Source organism: Halonatronomonas betaini, from assembly GCF_015666175.1.
GTDB lineage: Bacteria > Bacillota > Halanaerobiia > Halanaerobiales > Halarsenatibacteraceae > Halonatronomonas > Halonatronomonas betaini.
The window spans coordinates 19,590-41,485 of the sequence record NZ_JADPIE010000009.1 but is presented as its reverse complement, the minus strand read 5'-3'; the positions used below and the strand labels follow the sequence as shown (position 1 = coordinate 41,485).

The following is a 21,896-nucleotide window of genomic DNA, read 5'->3' as shown; positions in this document are numbered from 1 at the left end:
CTTACCTCCTATTCCATAAAACCATCATAATGACGCATTAGTAGATGTGATTCTATTTGCTGCATAGTCTGTAAGGCTACACCAATCATAATCAGCAATGATGTTCCTCCAAAAGCAATATTTACTCCAGTTAATGGTTCCATGGCAAATGGTAATAGTGCAACAGCAGTCAGGAAAAGCGCTCCTACTAAAGTAACTCTAACTAAAATTTTATCTAAATACTTAATAGTCGACCTTCCTGGTCTTATACCTGGTATGAAACCACCATGTTTTTTCATATTATCCGCCACTTCTTCTGGATTAAATGTAATAGCAGTATAAAAATAAGTGAAAAACATAGTTAGTAAACCATATAAAACAATATATAATGTAGAGCCAGGTCTTATAACATTAGCCATTCCTTCGGCCCAGCCGAAAGGAAGAATTTGAGCTATAACTCCTGGAAATAAAAGCACTGAAGAAGCGAAAATTACTGGCATAACTCCAGCCTGATTTACTTTCATTGGAATATGAGTGCTTCTCCCACCATATACTTTTCTACCAACTATTCTTTTTGAATATTGAACAGGAATTCTTCTCTCGCCCTGTTGTACAAAAATTATTCCAGCTACAATAATTATAGCTAAAATAAGGAATATCAATAAATTGAATGCAGTTACTGTACCAGCTCTAAACAATGACCAGGTTTCCATTATATCTGATGGGAATCTTGCAATAATGGAAGTGAAAATTAATATTGAAATACCGTTACCGATACCATATTCATTTACCTGCTCTCCTAACCACATTAAGAACGTAGTACCTGCAGTAAGACTTATAACAATAACTATTATATCAAAAATAGAAGGATTAGGAATTGCCCCAAACTGTCTTATATATGTGGTAATACCAAAACCTTGAACCAAAGCAAGTGCAACAGTCAAGTATCTAGTATATTGAGCAATCTTTTTCTTGCCTTCTCTACCCTCACGGGCTAATTCTTCTAAACGCGGAATTACAACCTGCAATAATTGTAATATAATTGATGCTGTAATGTATGGTGTTATACTCATAGCAAATATTGAAAAGTTACTTAAAGCACCACCAGCAAATAAGTCAAGGAAATCAAAAACTCCCCCGGCACCTCCAGCTCCTCCACCAAATAACATTTCTTGAACTCTGGCAATATCTACACCAGGAACTGGAATATGAGCACCAATTCTATATACAACCATTACACCTAAAACAAATAAAACTTTATTTCTCAATTCTTCAACTTTAAAGACATTACTGAGAGCCTTCAGCAAATTATATCACCTCAGCCTTCCCACCAGCGGCTTCAATTTTATCGATAGCTGAATCTGTAAATGCATTGGCCTTAACAGTAAGACTTACATCTAATTCACCATCTCCTAAAATCTTTACACCATTGGAAGCAATATTATTAACAAATCCACTTTCTTTTAATAATTCAGGAGTAATCTCTGTACCTTCTTTAAAAGCATTTAATTGATAGACATTTAAAATAGTATAATCTTTTTTATTTTTATTATTAAAACCTCTTTTAGGAAGTTTTCTAAATAAAGGAGTCTGTCCACCTTCAAAAGTAAGCCTAACTCCTCCTCCAGATCTACTGTTTTGGCCATTAGCTCCTCGTCCACTGGTATAACCTCTACCAGAGCCAATACCTCTACCGCATCTCTGTCTCTTCTTTTTTGAACCTTCTTTCGGCTTAATATTATGCAATTTCATTTACCAGCACCTCCTTATTAACATATCTGTATATTTAGCCAGTAATTTCTTCTGGAGTTTTACCTCTAAGTTTTGCAACATCTTCAACCTTCTTTAGTCTATCTAATCCATTAATTGCTGCTTTAACCATATTGATTGGATTAGATGTCCCAAGTGATTTTGTTAAAATATCATTAATTCCAGCTAGTTCAACAACAGCTCTAACTGGTCCACCAGCTATTACTCCTGTACCAGGAGCTGCAGGTTTTAATAAGACATTTCCAGCACCAAAAATACCATTAATTTGATGCGGTATTGTCCTATCAACTAAAGGAACTTCAATAAGGTTCTTTTTGGCATCGTCAATTCCTTTTCTAATTGCTTCAGGAACTTCATTAGCTTTTCCATAACCAACGCCAACATAACCATCCTGATTCCCTACAACAACTAAAGCAGTAAAGCTAAATCTCCGTCCACCCTTTACAACTTTAGAAACTCTATTAATATCAACAACTCTTTCTTCCAGGTTTAGTTTATTTGGATCAATATTATTCATTAATTCGCCTCCTTCACCTTAAAACTTTAATCCATTTTCTCTTGCAGCATCTGCAAGGGCTTTCACCCTACCATGATATTTATATCCTGCTCTATCAAATACAACTTCCTCAATTCCTTCTTCAAGTGCTCTTTCAGCAACTAGTTCCCCAACCAGTTTAGCTGCTTCTTTATTACCACCATAAGCAACCTCATCTTTTATAGCTGGTTCTAAACTCGACGCTGAAACAAGAGTGATCTCTCTTAAGTCATCTATTAATTGAACATGCATATTTTTAAGACTGCGTTTAACTGCTAATCTTGGTTTAGAAGGTGTCCCAGTAATTTTATTTCTAATTCTTTTATGCCTTCTTTTCCTAGCAGATCTTTTATCCAACTTACTCATAACATTTCACTCCTTTCTTCAACAACTTTGAGCATAGCCAGTTAATAATATTAACCAGTTTTTCCTTCTTTTCTTCTGATTCTTTCGTCAATATATTTAATGCCCTTACCCTTATACGGTTCTGGCTCTCTTACAGCTCTTACTTGAGCAGCAACATTACCTACTTGTTGCTTGTCAATACCTTTAACTGTAATTTTATTCTTTTCAACTTCAAACTCTATATTTTCTGAAGGCTCAATGACTACTGGATGGGAATAACCAGCTTCAATTTTCAATGATTTACCCTGCATTGAAGCATTATAACCTACTCCAACCATCTCTAGTTGCTTTGAGTACCCTTCAACAACTCCAGTTACCATTCCTTCAATAAGGCTTCTAGTCATTCCATGAAGAGAACGATCATCTTTTGACTCTCCATTTCTTTTTATGATAATTTCTTCATCATTAATTTCCAAATCTATTAATTCATGAATATCCCTACTCAACTCACCTTTAGGGCCATTAATTTTCAAGGTTGTACCATCAAAATCAACTTTAACTTTTTCAGGTATTTCAACAGGTAATTTACCTATACGGGACATATTATTCACCTCCTAGCATTATATTACCAAACGTAACAGAGAACTTCTCCGCCTACTCCCTTTTCACGAGCTTCTTTATCTGAAAGAACTCCATGAGAAGTAGACAAAATTGCTAATCCTAATCCACCAAGGACCTGTGGAATTTCATCTTTTTTAACATAAACTCTTAATCCTGGCTTACTAATTCTTTTGATACCAGTAATTACTTTTTCGTCATCCTCACCATATTTCAAGTAAACTCTAATATCATTCTGAGGATAACGTTCAATCATTTTCACATCATTAACAAAGCCTTCTTCTTTTAAGATTTCAGCTAAACCTAATTTTATATTAGAAGCAGGAATATTAACAGTACTCTTACCTGCATTATTTGCATTTCTAACTCTGGTTAACATATCAGCAATAGGATCTGTGTTCATAAAGAAAACCTCCTTTCATTTACCAGCTAGCTTTTTTAACTCCTGGTATTTCTCCCTTATGTGCTAATTCTCTAAAACATATTCTGCATAAATCAAACTTTCTCATATAAGCTCTAGATCTACCACATCGGCTACATCTATTATTTTTCCTTGTAGAATACTTCGGTTCTTTGTTTGCTTTTTCAATTAAAGCTTTACGGGCCACTAAATATCCCTCCTTTTAAATATTAACTCATAAAATTTACTTCTTAAAAGGCATCCCCATTCTACTTAATAATTCAAATGCCTCTTCATCTGTTTCAGCTGATGTAACAATTGTAATCTGTAAACCATGAACTACATCTACATCATCAACTTTAATTTCAGGAAAGACTGTATGATTATCTATTCCAAGGCTGTAATTGCCTCTTCCATCAAACGAATTCGCAGATACACCTCTAAAATCTCGAATACGGGGCATAGTTACATTAATTAATTTATATAGAAATTCATACATCAACTTATCCCTTAAAGTAACTTTTAAACCAACAGGCATGCCTTCACGAATTTTAAAGTTAGCTATAGCTTTCTTAGCTCTAGTAACAGTTGGCTGTTGACCAGTAATCCTTGCAATCTCATCAACAACTGTATCTAAGAGTTTAGGATCTTCTTTAGCATCTCCTAAACCAACATTTACAGTAATCTTCTTTAATTCTGGAACTTCCATTATATTATCATAACCAAAAGCTTCTTTTAAAGCTGGCCTTATTTCTTCACGATATTGATTTGCTAAAACTGTCATATCACTGACCTCCTTTCATCCAGCAGTTATTCTATCGTTTCATCACATTTTTTGCAATAACGAACTTTTTCACCACTATCTAAATTTTTATAACCTAAACGGCTTTTCTCATCACAGGCCGCACAAACAACCATTACATTTGATGCATGTATAGGGGCTTCGTTTTCAATTATTCCACCCTGTGGATTATCTTGGCTTGGGCGCATGTGTCTATGCACTATATTAACGCCTTCTACAACAACCCGATTTTTCTTTCTATCAACAGTTAAAACTTCGCCACGTTTTCCTTTATCTTTGCCAGTAATAACTTCAACCTGGTCACCTTTTTTGATTTTCACCTAGTACCCCTCCTTTAACTATAATACTTCCGGTGCTAGGGATACAATCTTCATATGGTTCTGATCTCTTAATTCCCTAGTAACTGGACCGAAAATTCTTGTTCCTTTAGGGTTATCTAGATCATCGATAATAACAGCAGCATTTTCATCAAATTTAATATATGAGCCATCAGGCCTTTTAGTTGCTTTTTTTGTCCTCACAACCAGTGCTGTTACTACTTCACCTTTTTTTACCATCCCTTCAGGAATTGCTTCTTTTACACTACATATAATCTTTTCGCCTACACCAGCATATTTCTTCTTGCTACCACCTGGAACTTTAATGCAAAGCAACTCACGGGCGCCAGAGTTATCTGCAACTTTTAGGCGAGATTCTGCTTGAATCATTTAAATCACCCCTCTATTCCGTTTATTTACTTGGCTTTTTCTAATATTTCAGTAACACGCCATCTTTTTGTTTTGCTTAAAGGCCGTGTTTCAACAATTCTTACTTTATCGCCTTCATTACATTCATTATTTTCATCATGGGCTTTATATTTTTTAGAACGTTTAATAACTCTTTTATACATTGGATGCTGTTTTCTCCGTTCAATAGCAACGGTAACAGTTTTATCCATTTTGTTGCTAACAACAAAACCGATTCTTTCTTTTCTCTCATTTCTTTGAGCTTCCATAATAAACCTCCTTCCAGCTTAAACTAAGCTTCCTGTCGTATACCTAGTTCTCTTTCTCTTAAAATTGTTTTAATTCTTGCAATAATCCTTTTGACCTCTCTGATTCTCATCGGATTATCCAATTGAGCAGTTGCATGCTGAAAACGAAGATTAAAAAGTTCTTCTTTAAATTCATCTAATTTCTGCTCTAATTCCATATCAGTTAAATCTCTTAATTCATTAACTCTCATTGGATTCACCACCATCTCTGGCAACAAATTTAGTTTTGATTGGTAGTTTATGTGCTGCTAACCTCATAGCTTCACGTGCAATCTCTTCATCAATACCAGCTAATTCAAACATTATTCTACCAGGTTTTACGACTGCAACCCATTTTTCAACTGCACCTTTACCACTACCCATTCTTGTTTCAGCAGGCTTAGCTGTTATAGGCTTATCTGGAAAAATCTTCACCCATACTTTTCCGCCTCTTTTTATATATCTTGTTAAGGCAATCCGGGCAGCCTCAATTTGTCTATTAGTTATCCAGGCTGGTTCTAAAGCCTGAAGTCCATATTCTCCAAAAGTTACTTTTGTACCTCTTTGGGCTTTTCCCTTCATCCGCCCTCTGTGTTGCTTACGATGTTTTACTCTCTTTGGGACAAGCATACTGTTGCCTCCTTCCTATGATTAATACTTTTAGTCTTCTTCAACTTCTGGAAGTATTTCACCTTTGTTAATCCATACTTTAACACCTATTGTACCATAGGTTGTTTTAGATTCTGCAAAACCATAATCTATATCCGCTCTTAAAGTATGAAGAGGAACACTTCCTTCACTATATCCTTCTCTTCTTGCCATTTCGGCACCGCCTAATCTACCGCTACTTTGCACTCTAAATCCTTCAGCACCTAATCTCATGGCTCTATTCATAGCCTGTTTCATAGCTCTTCTAAATGAAACACGCTTTAATAACTGTGAAGCAATATTCTCAGCAACTAACTGAGCATCCATATCAGGGTTATCCACTTCAACCACATTGATTTGAACATTTTTCCCAGTCATGCTTTCAATATCCTGTCTTAAAGCATCTACTTCAGAACCACCACGACCAATTACCATTCCTGGTCTAGCAGTATGAATATCTATTTTAAGTCTTTTTGCAGCTCTTTCAATAACAATTCTTGATATTCCAGAGTCAAACATTTTCTCTTTAATATGTTTTCTTACTTCAATATCTTCATGAAGTAACTCTGAATAATCATTTTTATCTGCATACCATTTAGCATCCCAATCTTTTATTACACCAACACGAAGTCCGTGGGGATTTACTTTCTGACCCAAAATTATCCCTCCTTTTTCTCTTTTAATTTAATAGTAATATGACTTGTTCTTTTCCTAATCATTGATGCCTGGCCCATAGCTCTTGGTCTAAATCTTTTCATTGTTGGACCTTCATCAACATATGCTTCTGATACATACAAATCTTCAACAATCATATCATGATTGTTTTCAGCATTTGCAATTGCTGAATTAACAACTTTTTCTATTGTTTTTGATGCTCTCTTTGGAGTATTCTTTAAAATTGCGATAGCGTCTCCCACATCTTTTCCTCTAACCAGATCAATAACCTGCCTGGCTTTGCGTGGGGACATTCTAACATGCTTTGCAATTGCTTTAGCTTCCATTTTATCACCCCTTATTTAAAACAAAACTATAATTATTTATTTAAGAGCTGTTGATCTCTCTGAGTGTCTACTGTGTGATCTAAAAATTCTAGTAGGAGCAAATTCTCCTAGTTTATGACCAACCATTTCTTCTGTAATATAAATTGGTACATGTTTTCTACCATCATGAACAGCAATTGTATGACCGACCATTTCTGGAAAGATTGTTGAACTCCTCGACCAGGTTTTAACAACTTTCTTCTGACCGCTTTCATTCATTTCATCAATCTTTGCCATTAATTTTTCTTCTACAAATGGTCCTTTTTTAAGTGATCTACCCAAGTTTAAATCCCCCTTTCCGCTTTAGCGTTTTTTAGCCTTGCGGGATTTAATAATATATTCATCAGATTTTTTAGTTTTTCTTGTTTTCTTACCCATGGTTTTCTGTCCCCAAGGAGTTACCGGATGTCTACCAGCAGGTGATTTACCTTCACCACCACCATGTGGATGATCGTGAGGATTCATAACTACACCTCTTACCTTTGGCCTTCTTCCTAACCAGCGTGAACGTCCTGCTTTACCAATAACAATATTTTCATGCTCAATATTTCCTACCTGACCAACAGTTGCTTTACATTCTTTTCTTATTAAGCGAACTTCTCCTGATGGCATTTTAATATGACAGTAATTTCCTTCTTTGGCGAGTATCTGTGCCATAGCTCCAGCAGATCTTGCAATTTGTCCACCTTTACCTGGCTGCATCTCGATATTATGAACAATTGTACCAACAGGCATATCTTGAAGTTGAAGTGCATTACCTGGCTTAATATCAGCACCAGATCCAGTTTCTAATGTATCACCAACTTCAACTTTATTAGGAGCCAAAATATATCTCTTTTCGCCATCATGATAAGTTAATAATGCAATTCTGGCAGATCTATTAGGATCATATTCTATGGTCTTAACCTTTGCAGGAATGCCATCTTTGTCTCTTTTAAAATCAATAATTCTATATTTTCTCTTGTGTCCTCCACCCCGTCTACGAGATGTAATTCTACCGTTTGAGTTTCTACCTCCTGATTTTTTTAGTGGAGCCAACAAGCTCTTTTCAGGTTCTTTAGTAGTCAGCTCTTTAAAATCAGAAACAGTCATATATCTCCGGGAAGGAGTGGTCGGCTTAAATTTTTTGATAGCCATAACTTCACCCTCCTTTATTATTTATTAAACACCTTCAAATATTTCAATACTATCTCCATCATCAAGTCTGATAATTGCTTTCTTCCAATCAGGTCTTTTTCCTTCAGTAAAACCTAATCTCTTTCTTTTACCCTTCATGTTCATAGTATTCACTTTAACTACTTTCACATTAAAGATCTCTTCTATGGCCTGTCTAATTTGAATCTTGTTTGCTTTTTTGGCCACTTTAAAAGTATATGCATTATTTTCTTCCATTAATTTCATGGTCTTTTCTGAAATCAGAGGTGAAATTATAATATCACGTGCATTATCCATTTAAGAGCACCTCCTCTAATTTATCTAAAGCCGCTTGAGGAATTACAACCATATCATTATTTAATAGATCATAAACATTTAATCCATCTAATACCATAGTCTTTGCATTAGCTATATTTCTAATTGATAAATAAGCATTTTTATCTTTCTCAGGTAATACAAATAAGACCTTTTTATCACTTAGATTTAAATTACTTAAAATTTCTGTAGCATCTTTAGTTCTTGGTCTATCAAATGATAACTCATCTATAATTAATAGTTCTTCTGCATTTGCTTTTGCAGTTAAAACTGATCTTATAGCAAGCTTTTTAGTTTTCCTATTAATCTTTTTCTTATAACTTCTTGGTTTAGGGCCAAAAGTTATTCCACCACCAACCCATAATGGTGATCGAATACTACCATGTCTTGCTCGCCCAGTCCCCTTCTGTCTCCAGGGCTTTCTTCCACCGCCACGAACTTCACTACGACCTTTAGTGGAAGCATTACCTTGTCTTTTTGCAGCTAATTGAGCAGTTACTGCTTCATGAACAACATGCTCATTAACATTTTCTTCAAAAATCTCTTTATTTAAACTTACTTTTTCAACTTCATTGCCGCTACTATTATATATACTTAATTCGGGCATTCAAAATCTCCTCCTTCCTAGCCAGAGTATTAGTCTATGCTTTCAATAGTTATAATGCCTTTTTTAGGGCCAGGAATAGAACCCTTAACAAGTAAAACATTATCTTCTTTCATTACTTTTACAATCTGAAGATTTTCCATTTGAACTTGGTCATGGCCCATTCTTCCTGGTAATTTTTGACCTTTAAAGACCCTTGAAGCATCAGTAGCTCCGATAGATCCTGGAATCCTATAAGCTCTTGAACCATGGGTTTTAGGACCAGTTGCATGATTATGTCTTTTGACATTACCAGCAAAGCCCTTACCTTTAGAAACACCAGATACATTTACTAGATCTCCAGCTTCAAATTGATCAACTGTTAATTTATCTCCAGGCTCAACATTTTCAAAATTAAGATTCCTAAATTCTTTAATATGCTTTTTTGGTTTAACACCTAATTTTTCAAATATACCTTTCTGAGGTTTATTGATTTTATTAGGCTTAACTTCACCATAAGCAAGCTGTACAGCTGAGTAACCATCTTTTTCTTCAGTTTTAACCTGTGTTACAACACATGGACCAGCTTCTATAACAGTAACAGGAACCGACTCTCCACTTTCACTAAAAACTTGAGTCATCCCTAATTTTTTCCCTATTAAACTTTTGGACATTTATAATACACCTCCAATCATACAAAAAATCTTATAATTTAATTTCTATATTAACCCCTGCAGGTAGATCTAACCTCATTAATGCATCAACAGTCTTAGAGTTTGGCTTTAATATATCTATTAGCCTTTTATGTGTTCTCATTTCAAACTGTTCTCTAGCATCCTTATGAACATGAGGTGATCTCAAAACTGTAAATATCTCTCTTTCTGTCGGTAAAGGAACTGGACCTGAAATATTTGCTCCAGTTCTTTCCGCAGTCGATACAATCTTTTCTGCAGATTTATCTAAAAGTTCATGCTCATATGCTTTTAATTTAATTCTAATTTTTTCATGTTTGGGCATTCTCTTCCCTCCTTTATTCCTATAGAGGCTGATGAAAATTAAATAAAGATAGAAAAAGCAGAGGAGCTAACCTCCCACTTTTTCTATTTTAAAAATAACTTACTCAACAATATCTGTTACAACACCAGCACCAACAGTATGGCCACCCTCACGGATAGCAAATCTTAGTCCTTCTTCCATCGCTATCGGAGTAATCAGTTCGCCTTCCATCTCAATGTTATCTCCTGGCATTACCATCTCTACTCCTTCTGGTAACCTAATATTTCCTGTCACATCTGTTGTCCGGAAGAAAAACTGTGGTCTATATCCATCAAAAAATGGTGTATGTCTTCCACCCTCATCTTTTGATAATACATAAACTTCAGCCTTAAATCTTGTGTGAGGTGTTATACTTCCTGGCTCAGCTAATACCTGGCCTCTTTCAATCTCATCTCTTTTTACACCTCTTAATAATGCTCCTATATTGTCTCCTGCTACTGCCTCATCAAGTAGCTTACGGAACATCTCTACCCCTGTTACTACTGTCTCTGTTGTCTCTTTTATACCTATAATCTCCACTTCATCTCCTGGATGCAGTGTTCCTCTCTCTACACGACCGGTAGCTACTGTTCCTCTACCAGTTATACTAAAGACATCTTCTATAGGCATTATAAATGCTTTGTCTTTATCTCTTTTTGGCTCTGGTATATAAGAATCAACATGCTCCATCAATTCTATAATCTTCTTACCCCATTCACCATCAGGATCGCTACTCTCCATTGCTTTTAAAGCTGATCCTACTACCACAGGTATATCGTCTCCTGGGAAGTCATACTCATTTAATAAATCTCTTACTTCCATCTCAACTAACTCTATTAACTCTTCATCTTCTACCATGTCTGCTTTGTTTAAAAATACTACTATACTTGGCACACCTACCTGACGGGCTAATAAAATATGCTCTCTTGTCTGAGGCATTGGACCGTCTGCTGCTGATACTACCAAAATAGCTCCATCCATCTGTGCTGCACCTGTAATCATATTCTTTACATAGTCAGCATGTCCTGGACAATCAACATGGGCATAATGTCTTTCCTCTGTCTCATACTCAACATGGGATGTCGCTATTGTTATCCCACGTTCTTTTTCCTCTGGAGCATTATCTATTGTATCAAATGCTCTAACCTCTGCACCACCATAATTTGCCAGTACAGATGTGATTGCTGCTGTTAATGTTGTCTTCCCATGATCAACATGCCCTATTGTTCCTATGTTAATATGGGGCTTCGTTCTCTCAAACTTTTCCTTTGCCATTCTTTCTCATCCTCCCTTTGATTAGTCTCCAATAATTTCTTTAGCAATATTTTTCGGCGTCTTCTCATAATGTGAGAATTGCATTGTATAAGTTGCTCTTCCCTGAGTCTTAGAGCGAAGATCTGTAGCATAACCAAACATTTCGGCTAAAGGAACCATTGCCTTTATTACTTGCGCAGTATTTCTTGGCTCCATACCTTCAATTTGGCCTCTACGACCATTAAGGTCTCCCATAACATCACCCATATACTCTTCAGGAGTTACAACTTCAACTTCCATGACGGGCTCTAAAATAATTGGTGAAGCTTTTTGGCTTGCTTCTCTAAAACCAATTGAACCTGCAATTTTAAATGCCATTTCAGATGAATCAACATCATGATAACTACCATCTTTTAAAGTGACTTTAACATCTACAACTGGATAACCAGCAATTATACCATTTTCCATAGCTTCTTTTATACCATCTTCAACAGATGATATATAATCTTTTGGAATTGCTCCTCCTACTATCTTATCTTCAAATTCAAAGCCTCCACCTTCAGGCATAGGTTCAAGATCAATAACAACATGACCATATTGACCACGTCCACCACTCTGGCGAATGAACTTACCATGAACATCTTCAACCTTTTTGGAAATAGTCTCTCTATAAGAAACTCTTGGTTTACCAATGTTGGCATCAACTTTAAACTCTCTTAATAACCTGTCTATTATAACCTCTAAATGAAGTTCTCCCATTCCTTTTATCAAGGTCTGGCCAGTCTCTTCGTCAGTCTTAACCTGAAAAGTAGGATCCTCTTCTGCAAGCTTTTGAAGAGCTTCTCCTAATTTATCCTGGTCTGCTTGACTTTTAGGTTCTATTGCAACTGAAATAACTGGTTCTGGAAACTCCATTGATTCCAATACTATAGGATTATCTTCATCACAAAGTGTATCTCCTGTGCTGGTATTTTTCAATCCTACAGCAGCGGCTAAATCACCTGCATAAACCATGTCTCTTTCTTCACGGCGATTAGCATGCATCTGAAGTATCCTACCTATTCTTTCCTTTTTGCCTGTAGACGAGTTATATATATAAGATCCTGCTTCAAGCTTGCCTGAATAAGCCCTAAAGAAGGCTAGTTTACCTACATAGGGGTCTGACATGATCTTGAATGCAAGAGCTGAAAAAGGAGCATCATCGTCTGCCATTCTTGTGTCTTCCTCTTCCGTCTCAGGGTTAATACCCTGTACCGGAGGAACATCCACTGGAGAAGGCATAAAATCAATTACTGCATCTAACAAAAGCTGCACACCTTTATTTTTAAAGGCTGAACCACACAAGACCGGAATAACTGAAACATTCAAAACGGCTTTTCTTAAAGTCTCATTAATTTCTTCTTCCGGAATCTTTTCACCCTCTAAATACATCATCATTAACTCATCATTTTCATCTGATAATGCTTCTAATAATTGCTCTCTTTTTTCCTCAGCAATTTCTTTATATTCATCAGGTATTTCCTGACGATTATACTCAATCCCTAATTCGTCTTCATAGACAATACTTTCCATTGTAATTAAATCTATAACTCCTTCAAATTCATCTTCGGAGCCCATAGGAATCTGAATAGGAATTGCATTAGCGCCTAATCTCTCTCGCATCATTTCAACGACTCTAAAGAAATCAGCACCCATTCTATCCATTTTATTTACAAAAGCAATTCTTGGAACCTTATATTTATCTGCCTGTCTCCAGACTGTTTCAGATTGGGGCTCAACACCGCCAACTGAACAAAATAAAGCAATAGCTCCATCTAAAACTCTAAGAGATCTCTCAACCTCAACAGTAAAGTCAACATGTCCGGGCGTATCTATAATGTTTATTCTATGATTTTGCCATTGACAAGTTGTTGCAGCAGAGGTTATAGTAATTCCTCTCTCCTGCTCTTGCTCCATCCAATCCATAACTGAAGCACCATCATGGGTTTCACCCATCTTATGAACTCTACCTGTATAATATAACATTCTCTCTGTTGTTGTTGTTTTACCAGCATCTATATGTGCCATTATCCCAATGTTTCTCGTTTTTTTCAACGGGAATTGTCGGGCCATTATACTCCCTCCTTACAAAAACTTTCAGGCGCAACTTTGTTTACCACCTGTAGTGAGCAAAAGCCCGGTTAGCTTCTGCCATGCGGTGTACTTCTTCTTTCTTTCTTACTGCTCCACCTGTATTATTATATGCATCCATTAATTCTCCTGCTACTCTTTCTACAATTGTCCGCTCTCCACGTTTTCTTGTTGACTGAACAAACCAGCGCAAACCTAAACTCAACTTACGATTTTCATCAACTTCCACTGGAACCTGATAATTAGAACCACCTACTCTTCTTGATCTAACCTCAAGAACAGGCATAATATTATCTAATGCTTCTTTTACAACCTCTAATGGCTCCTCACCAGTTTCTTCAGAAACTATATCTAAAGCTTCATAAACAACTTTTTCAGCTAAACTCTTCTTTCCATCTAGCATAATTTTATTTATGATTCTATTTATAATTACATCATTATATACTGGATCTGGTTTAACAGTTCTTCTTTCAGCACGATTTTTTCTCATCTTCAACCCCCCTTTACATAATAATTTAAAACTTTCAACTCATATATTATATATTAATTAGGTTTTTTTACACCATATTTTGATCTTCCCTGTTTTCTATCTTCTACACCTGCAGTATCTAAAGTTCCTCTAACAATATGATATCTAACACCCGGTAAGTCTTTAACTCTACCACCCCTAACTAAAACTACGGAGTGCTCCTGTAAATTATGACCGATTCCAGGAATATAAGCTGTAACTTCTTTACCATTGGTCAATCTAACCCGGGCAATCTTACGTAAAGCAGAGTTAGGCTTCTTTGGTGTTGCAGTATATACTCTTGTACAAACACCCCTCTTCTGTGGGCAACCTTCTAATGCAGGGGCTGATTTTTTCTTGCTGACACTATCTCTTCCTTTACGTATAAGCTGGTTAATTGTTGGCATTCAGCTCCACCTCCTTCCCAGGTTTAATAATACAGCAGAAGCAGCGGCTTTTCTTGCCGCCTACCCTACTGTAATTAATTTTTACAATAAATCTATCTTAACCTTAACAACAAGGATAATTCGCATACACTAAAATATAATAACATCTTAGCGAGTAGTTGTCAACTGTTATCAAGATTAATTTTCATAATCTGAACTATCTTCAGTAAAACCAGTTAATGGTTGATCATTATCATCTAATATCTCTATATCTCTATAATACTTCATACCTGTACCTGCTGGAATCAGCTGTCCAATAATCACATTTTCCTTAAGACCAATTAGAGGATCAACCTTTCCTTCTAAAGAGGCCTCAGTTAATACCCTGGTCGTTTCCTGAAATGAAGCAGCAGATAAAAAGCTATCTGTAGCTAAAGAAGCCTTGGTAATACCTAACAGAGTAGGCTTAGCCTCTGCAGGCTCCAACCCTTTCTCTATCACTTTGTCATTAGCTTCTTTAAACTCAAATCTATTGATCATACTTCCAGGCAATAGATCTGTGTCGCCAGATGAAACTACCTTAACCTTTTTAAGCATCTGTCTAATGATAACCTCAATATGCTTATCATTAATCTCTACACCCTGTGAACGATAAACATTCTGAACTTCCTCTAATAGATACTGTTGTGCCCTTCTCTCTCCTTTTATTTTTAAAATAATATTAGGGTCAACAGGTCCATCAGTCAATTTATCACCAGCAGTCACATGGTCTCCCTCATTAATTTTTAATTTAGATCCATAAGGTATTTGATAAGTCTTCTTAGTATCCTTATTTTGAACTACTACCTTAGTTGAATTTTTCTTTTCTATTACCTTTGTTTCACCAGTTTTTTCTGTAATTATTGCCTGGCCTTTAGGTGAACGACCTTCAAACAACTCTTCAACTCTTGGAAGACCCTGTGTTATATCATCACCAGCAACTCCACCAGTGTGAAAAGTCCTCATAGTCAGCTGAGTGCCAGGTTCACCAATTGACTGAGCAGCTATTATTCCTATTGCTTCACCAACTTCAACAATGTTACCATCTGTTAGGTTGCGGCCATAACATTTCTGGCAAACCCCATGTTTGGTTTCGCAGGTCAAGACAGTTCTAATCCTAACTTTTTCAATTCCAGCTTCAGTAATTTTCTTCATTAATTTTTTATCAATATACTGATTTTTATCAACAATAATTTCATCAGTATCTGGATCCTTGACATTTTCAGCTGCAATTCTGCCAATACATCTCTCAGCTAATGTTTCAATAGCTGTCTCATCATTTCCGCCAATTGCGCTAACTTCTATTCCTTTGTCAGTGCCACAATCTTCTTCCCGAACTATTACATCCTGGGAAACATCAACTAGCCTTCTTGTTAGGTATCCTGAATCTGCAGTTCTTAATGCAGTATCTGCAAGACCTTTTCTTGCACCATGAGAAGATAAGAAATATTCAAGTACATCAAGACCTTCTCTAAAGGAAGATCTTATAGGTATATCAATAATTCTACCAGAAGGATCAGCCATCAGACCTCTCATACCTGCAAGCTGAGATATCTGAGATGTACTACCTCTCGCACCTGAGATAGCCATTATATAAATATTATTCTCTTCTGTTAGATGTTCAAGTAATGCTCCTGTAACATCGTCCTTTGCATTCTCCCAGATATTAACGACCTTCTGATACCTTTCATCTTCAGTAATAGCACCACGACGATAATGGTCTTCAATCTGATAAACTTTATCTTCAGCATCTTCAATTATTTTAGTTTTAGCTTCTGGAACAGCAGCATCATGTACAGCTATTGAAATGCCTGATATAGTGGAATAATAAAAACCTAATTCTTTAATCTTATCAAGAACAGTAGCAGTTATATCATTCCCATAATCTTCATGCATGTCAGCTATTACTTCTTCAACTTCACTTTTACCTAGTCTCTCATTTACAAAAGGCATTTCATCTGGTAAAGCTTCATTAAAGATAATTCTACCAACTGTAGTTGTAACTATCTCGCCATTAAAACGAACTTTTATTTTTGACTGTAACTTAATTTTATCATTTTCATGAGCACGAATAGCTTCATTTGTTGTTGCAAAGGCTTTGCCTTCGCCTTTCAGTCCTTCTTTCATAGTTGTTAAATAGAAAATACCTAATACCATATCTTGCGTTGGAATAGTTATAGGACTACCATCTGAAGGTGTTAAAATATTTGTAGTAGATAGCATTAACAACCTTGCCTCAGCTTGAGCTTCAGCAGAAAGTGGTAAGTGTACAGCCATCTGATCTCCATCAAAGTCAGCATTATATGCCGGACAGACAAGGGGATGAAGTTTTATCGCTTTACCCTCTACAAGTACTGGCTCAAATGCCTGAATACCAAGTCTGTGTAAAGTCGGAGCTCTATTTAGTAATACAGGATGATCTTCTATGACATCCTCTAAAACTCCCCAGACTTCATCATGTACATCTTCAACCATCTTTTTGGCATTTTTAATATTATGGGCTAATCCATGTTCTACTAATTCCTTCATAACAAATGGCTTAAACAATTCTAAAGCCATCTTTTTAGGCAATCCACATTGATGCATCTTTAATTCAGGTCCAACTACAATTACAGATCTACCAGAATAATCAACCCTTTTCCCAAGCAGATTCTGCCTGAAACGGCCCTGCTTACCTTTAAGCATATCACTTAAAGATTTAAGTGGGCGATTACCAGCACCTGTAACAGGTCTTCCCCTTCTACCATTATCAATTAATGCATCAACTGCTTCCTGAAGCATTCTTTTCTCATTTCTTATTATAATTTCAGGAGCACCTAATTCAAGAAGCCTTTTCAACCTATTATTTCTATTAATAACTCTTCTATATAGATCATTTAAGTCTGATGTTGCAAATCTACCACCATCGAGCTGAACCATTGGTCTTAGGTCAGGTGGTATAACAGGTATAGCTTCCATCACAAGCCAACCAGGATCCATTCCAGAATCCTGCAAACCACTCATAACTTCGAGTCTTCTTACAGCCCTTTTCCTTCTTTGTCCTGAGTTATCTTGAACCTCTTTTTTGAGTTCCTGAACTTCTTTGTCAACATCTATTTTAGTTAATATCTCTCTAACAGCCTGAGCACCCATGCCAGCATCAAAGCCTTTACCAAACTTATTCCTGGCTTCTCTATATTCTGACTCAGATAACAGCTGTTTATAACTTAAATTAGTATCTTTAGGATCGGTTACTATATATGAAACAAAATAGATAACCTTCTCTAGAGCTCTTGGTGACATATCAGTTATTAGCCCTAAACGGCTCGGAATCCCTTTGAAGAACCATATATGTGTGCAAGGGGCTGCAAGCTCAATGTGCCCCATTCTCTCTCTTCTAACCTTAGCTCTAGTTACTTCGACCCCACATCTATCACAAACGACTCCTTTATAACGAGCTCGTTTGTATTTGCCACAGTGACATTCAAAATCCTTTGTAGGACCAAAAATCTTCTCACAGAAAAGCCCGTCTTTCTCAGGCTTTAAAGTCCTATAATTAATAGTCTCAGGTTTTGTTACCTCACCTCGAGACCAGTCCCTAATTTCCTTTGTAGAAGCAATCCCAATTTTCATCGAATCAAAATTATTGACGTTAAGCAAGGGCCTCTCCCCTTTCTTGACCAGAATTATTACTCATCGTCATGATTTTCTCTTTCCTCTTTATCTGCAAGTCCATCATCAAGTCCTAAGTGTTTACTTGTTTCACTTAATTCTTTATCTTCAGCAATCTTTAATTCCTCTTCATTTTCTGTAAATATTTTTGCATCAAGTCCTAAACTCTGCATCTCTTTTATTAATACCTTAAATGACTCTGGAATCCCTGGTTCAGGTATATTATCTCCCTTAACAATAGATTCATAAGTCTTAACACGGCCAACAACATCATCAGATTTGACTGTCAGCATTTCCTGCAAGGTATATGCTGCACCATAAGCTTCAAGAGCCCAGACCTCCATCTCACCAAATCTCTGACCTCCAAATTGCGCTTTTCCACCGAGAGGCTGCTGTGTAACCAATGAGTATGGTCCTGTTGATCTGGCATGAATCTTATCATCAACTAAATGATGAAGTTTTAAAATATACATATATCCAACTGTAACTCTATTATCAAATGGTTCTCCTGTTCTACCATCATAAAGAACCGTTTTACCATCTCTATTAAACCCGGCTTTTTCAAGCATGTCTTCAACTTCGGATTCAGTAGCACCATCAAAAACAGGAGTTTCTGTATGAAGCCCTAAAGCCTTAGCAGCCATACCTAAGTGAGTCTCTAGAACCTGTCCTATATTCATTCTGGATGGAACCCCAAGTGGATTTAATACTATTTCTACAGGTTCACCAGAAGGTAAAAATGGCATATCTTCTTCAGGTAAAATCCTGGAAATAACACCCTTGTTACCATGACGTCCGGCCATCTTATCGCCAACATCAATCTTACGTTTAGCAGCTACATAAACTCTAACTAATTTATTAACACCTGGTTTAAGTTCATCTCCAGCTTCTCTAGAAAAGACCTTAACATCAACCACAATACCCTTTTCACCATGTGGCACTTTTAAAGAAGTATCTCTAACCTCTCTAGCTTTTTCGCCAAAAATAGCTCTTAATAGTCTTTCTTCAGCTGATAGCTCAGTCTCACCCTTTGGAGTGACTTTACCAACTAGAATATCCCCTTCTTTTACTTCAGCGCCAACTCTTATAATTCCTCTTTCATCGAGGTCTTTAAGAGCATCATCGCCAACATTAGGAATATCTCTTGTGATTTCCTCAGGTCCAAGCTTTGTATCTCTAGATTCAGCTTCATGTTCTTCAATATGAATAGAAGTAAAAGCATCTTCCTTTACAAGTTTTTCACTAATTAAGATAGCATCCTCATAATTATATCCTTCCCAGGGCATAAAAGCAATTAAAGAATTCCTGCCTAATGCTAATTCACCCTGATCAATAGAGGGTCCATCTGCAATGATATCTCCTTTTTCAACCCTATCTCCTCTAGAAACGATAGGCTTCTGATTCATACAACTACCCTGATTGGACCTTTCGAATTTCATTAATTTATAAGAGCTAGTAGACCCATCATCATTTTTAATTATAACCTTACTTCCAGTTACCCTTGTAACTTCACCTGATTTTTCAGCTAACTGGACAGCACCACAATCTTTAGCAGCCTTTTCCTCAATTCCTGTAGCAACTACAGGAGCATCAGTATTCATTAAAGGAACAGCCTGCCTCTGCATATTTGCTCCCATTAATGCACGGTTAGCATCATCATTTTCTAAGAAAGGAATTAAAGCGGCAGATACACCAACAAGCTGTTTAGGAGAAACATCCATATAATCCACTTTTTCAGGAGAAATTTCAACTATATCTCCCCTTCTCCTTGATACAACTAAATCATTTTTAAATTCACCATTATCTTTTAAAGGTGCATTAGCCTGAGCAACAGTAACCTTATCCTCTTCATCAGCAGTCAGGTAATCAATCTGATCCGTAACCTTACCATCTTCAACTTTCCGATAAGGTGTCATTAAAAATCCAAACTCATTAGTCTTTGAATATGTCCCCATAGAACCTATAAGACCGATATTAGGGCCCTCCGGTGTTTCTATAGGACAAATTCTTCCATAATGAGAGTGATGAACATCACGTACATCAAAACCAGCCCTTTCTCTACTTAAACCACCAGGGCCAAGTGCACTAATTCTTCTCTTATGAGTTAATTCAGATAATGGATTAGTTTGATCCATAAACTGTGATAACTGACTGCTACCAAAAAACTCCTGAACAGAAGCAACAACAGGCCTGGTATTAATCAGAGCCTGGGGAGTAACTACATCAATATCTTGAATGGTCATCCGCTCTCTAACAACACGTTCCATTCTAGAAAGACCAATTCTAAACTGATTTTGGAGTAATTCCCCAACAGTCTTTAAACGTCTATTCCCTAAATGATCGATATCATCAATATAAGCATCAGGATCATTATCTATTAATTTAACAATATATCTGGCAGTTTCAATGATATCTTTCTCATCAAGCTGCCGCATTTTCGGATCAATATCAAGCTCTAATTTCTTATTTATCTTATATCTACCTACATAAGCCAGGTCATATCTTTTCGGATCAAAAAACATTGAATTAATCAAATTACTGGCACTTTCAACTGTAGGAGGCTCTCCTGGACGTAATTTCTTATATAATTCAATCAAAGCCTCTTCTTTACTTTCAGTACTATCTCTTTCTAGAGTATCATGAATAACTTTATGATCTCCTAATAAATCAATCAATTCTGAATCAGTAGAATAACCGAGGGCTCTAAATAATACAGTAGATGGCATCTTTCTTGCTCGATCAACCCTGACAGAAATTATTCTCTTTTTATCATATTCAAACTCTATCCAGGCCCCTCTATTAGGTATAATACTACCATTGATCAGTCTTCTACCATCTTTTACTCTCTCATCATCAAAATAAACTCCAGAAGACCTTACCAGCTGATTAACCACAACTCTTTCTGCCCCATTAATAATAAAAGTAGCTTTATCTGTCATCAATGGGAAGTCTCCCATAAACACTTCCTGTTCCTTAACCTCACCTGTTTCCTTATTAATCAAACGAACTTTCACCTGTAAAGGCGCAGAATAAGTATCATCCCTATCCCTGCACTCCTGAACAGTATACTTTGGATCTTCTAAGCGATAATCAACAAACTCCAATACAAGGTTCTCTGAAAAATCTTCAATTGGAGAGATTTCAGAAAAAACCTGCTCCAATCCTTCCTCTAAAAACCACTGGTAAGAGTTCAACTGCGTGTAAATTAAATTTGGCAATTCTTTCGCATTGCCTATCTTCGAAAAACTATGTTTGTTTCTCGGTAACGCCATTTTCGCACCCCCGGATTAAATTAAAGTCTAATTACCAAGATATTTGAAAATATATTTTAGATAACAAAAAGAATGTAATTATAAAGAGTTGATATATCATCCTTATCATCACATTCAAAAATTATAATTATTCAATATTATACGATATATATATAAAGTTATCGACAATTAATAATATTATCATAGTCCATTTAAAAAGTCAAGAGATTTCAAATTTATTTTATAGTAAAATGAGTAATATACAAAATTAAATAAAGCCAACATAAAATAATAAAATAAAAATCGGTGAAAAGATTCATATCAAATCCAGAATTACTCCAGGTCTTCTCCAGGATTGCTCCGGGATTGCTCCGGGATTGCTCCGGGATTGCTCCGGGATTGCTCCGGGATTGCTCCGGGATTGCTCCGGGATTGCTCCG

Annotated in this window: 28 protein-coding genes; all 28 read right to left on the bottom strand. The window is 36.3% G+C overall.

The annotated features are described in order from the left end of the window. Positions 1 to 8: 8 nt before the first annotated feature. The gene (gene secY, locus I0Q91_RS13220) at positions 9 to 1,286 is read right to left on the bottom strand and encodes a preprotein translocase subunit SecY (protein WP_270455125.1); all 1,278 of its coding nucleotides are present in this window, start codon (positions 1,284 to 1,286) and stop codon (positions 9 to 11) included. 1 nt (position 1,287) lies between these two features. Then, the gene (rplO, locus tag I0Q91_RS13215; RefSeq protein WP_270455123.1) at positions 1,288 to 1,731 is read right to left on the bottom strand and encodes a 50S ribosomal protein L15; all 444 of its coding nucleotides are present in this window, start codon (positions 1,729 to 1,731) and stop codon (positions 1,288 to 1,290) included. 34 nt (positions 1,732 to 1,765) lie between these two features. Next, complete coding sequence (rpsE, locus tag I0Q91_RS13210; protein ID WP_270455121.1) at positions 1,766 to 2,266, bottom strand: 30S ribosomal protein S5; 501 nt, start codon at positions 2,264 to 2,266, stop codon at positions 1,766 to 1,768. An 18-nt stretch (positions 2,267 to 2,284) separates the two neighbouring features. After that, positions 2,285 to 2,650 carry a 50S ribosomal protein L18 gene (rplR, locus tag I0Q91_RS13205; RefSeq protein ID WP_270455119.1) on the bottom strand — a complete coding sequence of 122 codons (366 nt, stop codon included), beginning with the start codon at positions 2,648 to 2,650 and terminating at the stop codon, positions 2,285 to 2,287. Positions 2,651 to 2,700: 50 nt separating this feature from the next. Next, complete coding sequence (gene rplF, locus I0Q91_RS13200; RefSeq protein WP_270455117.1) at positions 2,701 to 3,231, bottom strand: 50S ribosomal protein L6; 531 nt, start codon at positions 3,229 to 3,231, stop codon at positions 2,701 to 2,703. 23 nt (positions 3,232 to 3,254) lie between these two features. Further along, complete coding sequence (gene rpsH / locus I0Q91_RS13195) at positions 3,255 to 3,650, bottom strand: 30S ribosomal protein S8 (RefSeq protein WP_270455114.1); 396 nt, start codon at positions 3,648 to 3,650, stop codon at positions 3,255 to 3,257. A gap of 19 nt (positions 3,651 to 3,669) precedes the next feature. Beyond that, a complete protein-coding gene (locus tag I0Q91_RS13190; protein WP_270455113.1) occupies positions 3,670 to 3,855 on the bottom strand; it encodes a type Z 30S ribosomal protein S14 in 186 nt (61 codons plus the stop codon). A 36-nt stretch (positions 3,856 to 3,891) separates the two neighbouring features. Further along, a complete protein-coding gene (gene rplE / locus I0Q91_RS13185; RefSeq protein ID WP_270455112.1) occupies positions 3,892 to 4,431 on the bottom strand; it encodes a 50S ribosomal protein L5 in 540 nt (179 codons plus the stop codon). Positions 4,432 to 4,457: 26 nt separating this feature from the next. Continuing rightward, positions 4,458 to 4,769, bottom strand: coding sequence for a 50S ribosomal protein L24 (gene rplX, locus I0Q91_RS13180; RefSeq protein WP_270455111.1), 312 nt, complete (start codon positions 4,767 to 4,769; stop codon positions 4,458 to 4,460). An 18-nt stretch (positions 4,770 to 4,787) separates the two neighbouring features. Beyond that, the gene (gene rplN / locus I0Q91_RS13175) at positions 4,788 to 5,156 is read right to left on the bottom strand and encodes a 50S ribosomal protein L14 (RefSeq protein WP_270455109.1); all 369 of its coding nucleotides are present in this window, start codon (positions 5,154 to 5,156) and stop codon (positions 4,788 to 4,790) included. A 26-nt stretch (positions 5,157 to 5,182) separates the two neighbouring features. Next, positions 5,183 to 5,443, bottom strand: coding sequence for a 30S ribosomal protein S17 (rpsQ, locus tag I0Q91_RS13170; RefSeq protein WP_270455107.1), 261 nt, complete (start codon positions 5,441 to 5,443; stop codon positions 5,183 to 5,185). Positions 5,444 to 5,466: 23 nt separating this feature from the next. Next, the gene (gene rpmC / locus I0Q91_RS13165) at positions 5,467 to 5,673 is read right to left on the bottom strand and encodes a 50S ribosomal protein L29 (protein WP_270455105.1); all 207 of its coding nucleotides are present in this window, start codon (positions 5,671 to 5,673) and stop codon (positions 5,467 to 5,469) included. Then, positions 5,663 to 6,091, bottom strand: coding sequence for a 50S ribosomal protein L16 (rplP, locus tag I0Q91_RS13160; protein ID WP_270455103.1), 429 nt, complete (start codon positions 6,089 to 6,091; stop codon positions 5,663 to 5,665). The genes rpmC and rplP overlap by 11 nt, the downstream gene beginning before the upstream one ends. 30 nt (positions 6,092 to 6,121) lie before the next feature. Continuing rightward, entirely contained in the window at positions 6,122 to 6,766 is a 645-nt protein-coding gene (gene rpsC / locus I0Q91_RS13155; protein ID WP_270455101.1) for a 30S ribosomal protein S3, read from the bottom strand. A 2-nt stretch (positions 6,767 to 6,768) separates the two neighbouring features. After that, a complete protein-coding gene (rplV, locus tag I0Q91_RS13150; protein ID WP_270455099.1) occupies positions 6,769 to 7,110 on the bottom strand; it encodes a 50S ribosomal protein L22 in 342 nt (113 codons plus the stop codon). A gap of 36 nt (positions 7,111 to 7,146) precedes the next feature. Continuing rightward, on the bottom strand, positions 7,147 to 7,431 hold the full coding sequence (gene rpsS, locus I0Q91_RS13145) for a 30S ribosomal protein S19 (RefSeq protein ID WP_270455098.1): 285 nt from the start codon (positions 7,429 to 7,431) through the stop codon (positions 7,147 to 7,149). Between the two features lie 21 nt (positions 7,432 to 7,452). After that, positions 7,453 to 8,286, bottom strand: coding sequence for a 50S ribosomal protein L2 (rplB, locus tag I0Q91_RS13140; RefSeq protein WP_270455095.1), 834 nt, complete (start codon positions 8,284 to 8,286; stop codon positions 7,453 to 7,455). A gap of 24 nt (positions 8,287 to 8,310) precedes the next feature. Beyond that, a complete protein-coding gene (rplW, locus tag I0Q91_RS13135; RefSeq protein ID WP_270455093.1) occupies positions 8,311 to 8,601 on the bottom strand; it encodes a 50S ribosomal protein L23 in 291 nt (96 codons plus the stop codon). Continuing rightward, positions 8,594 to 9,226, bottom strand: coding sequence for a 50S ribosomal protein L4 (rplD, locus tag I0Q91_RS13130; RefSeq protein ID WP_270455092.1), 633 nt, complete (start codon positions 9,224 to 9,226; stop codon positions 8,594 to 8,596). Before rplD ends, rplW begins: the two co-directional genes overlap by 8 nt. Positions 9,227 to 9,255: 29 nt before the next feature. Further along, positions 9,256 to 9,876: a 50S ribosomal protein L3 gene (gene rplC, locus I0Q91_RS13125; RefSeq protein ID WP_270455090.1), complete on the bottom strand. Its 621-nt coding sequence runs from the start codon at positions 9,874 to 9,876 to the stop codon at positions 9,256 to 9,258. A 31-nt stretch (positions 9,877 to 9,907) separates the two neighbouring features. Next, positions 9,908 to 10,219, bottom strand: coding sequence for a 30S ribosomal protein S10 (rpsJ, locus tag I0Q91_RS13120; protein ID WP_270455089.1), 312 nt, complete (start codon positions 10,217 to 10,219; stop codon positions 9,908 to 9,910). A 99-nt stretch (positions 10,220 to 10,318) separates the two neighbouring features. Continuing rightward, a complete protein-coding gene (tuf, locus tag I0Q91_RS13115) occupies positions 10,319 to 11,512 on the bottom strand; it encodes an elongation factor Tu (RefSeq protein WP_270455088.1) in 1,194 nt (397 codons plus the stop codon). A 21-nt stretch (positions 11,513 to 11,533) separates the two neighbouring features. Then, complete coding sequence (gene fusA, locus I0Q91_RS13110) at positions 11,534 to 13,603, bottom strand: elongation factor G (RefSeq protein WP_270455086.1); 2,070 nt, start codon at positions 13,601 to 13,603, stop codon at positions 11,534 to 11,536. Between the two features lie 40 nt (positions 13,604 to 13,643). Next, a complete protein-coding gene (gene rpsG / locus I0Q91_RS13105) occupies positions 13,644 to 14,111 on the bottom strand; it encodes a 30S ribosomal protein S7 (RefSeq protein WP_270455085.1) in 468 nt (155 codons plus the stop codon). A 53-nt stretch (positions 14,112 to 14,164) separates the two neighbouring features. Further along, on the bottom strand, positions 14,165 to 14,536 hold the full coding sequence (gene rpsL, locus I0Q91_RS13100) for a 30S ribosomal protein S12 (protein WP_270455084.1): 372 nt from the start codon (positions 14,534 to 14,536) through the stop codon (positions 14,165 to 14,167). A gap of 177 nt (positions 14,537 to 14,713) precedes the next feature. Continuing rightward, positions 14,714 to 18,193 (bottom strand): DNA-directed RNA polymerase subunit beta', encoded by a 3,480-nt coding sequence (gene rpoC, locus I0Q91_RS13095; protein WP_270455083.1) that lies wholly within the window; start codon positions 18,191 to 18,193, stop codon positions 14,714 to 14,716. A gap of 29 nt (positions 18,194 to 18,222) precedes the next feature. Beyond that, positions 18,223 to 21,477: a DNA-directed RNA polymerase subunit beta gene (rpoB, locus tag I0Q91_RS13090; RefSeq protein WP_270455081.1), complete on the bottom strand. Its 3,255-nt coding sequence runs from the start codon at positions 21,475 to 21,477 to the stop codon at positions 18,223 to 18,225. A 215-nt stretch (positions 21,478 to 21,692) separates the two neighbouring features. Further along, positions 21,693 to 21,896: hypothetical protein (locus I0Q91_RS13085; protein WP_270455079.1), on the bottom strand; the 204-nt coding region annotated here is incomplete at its 5' end.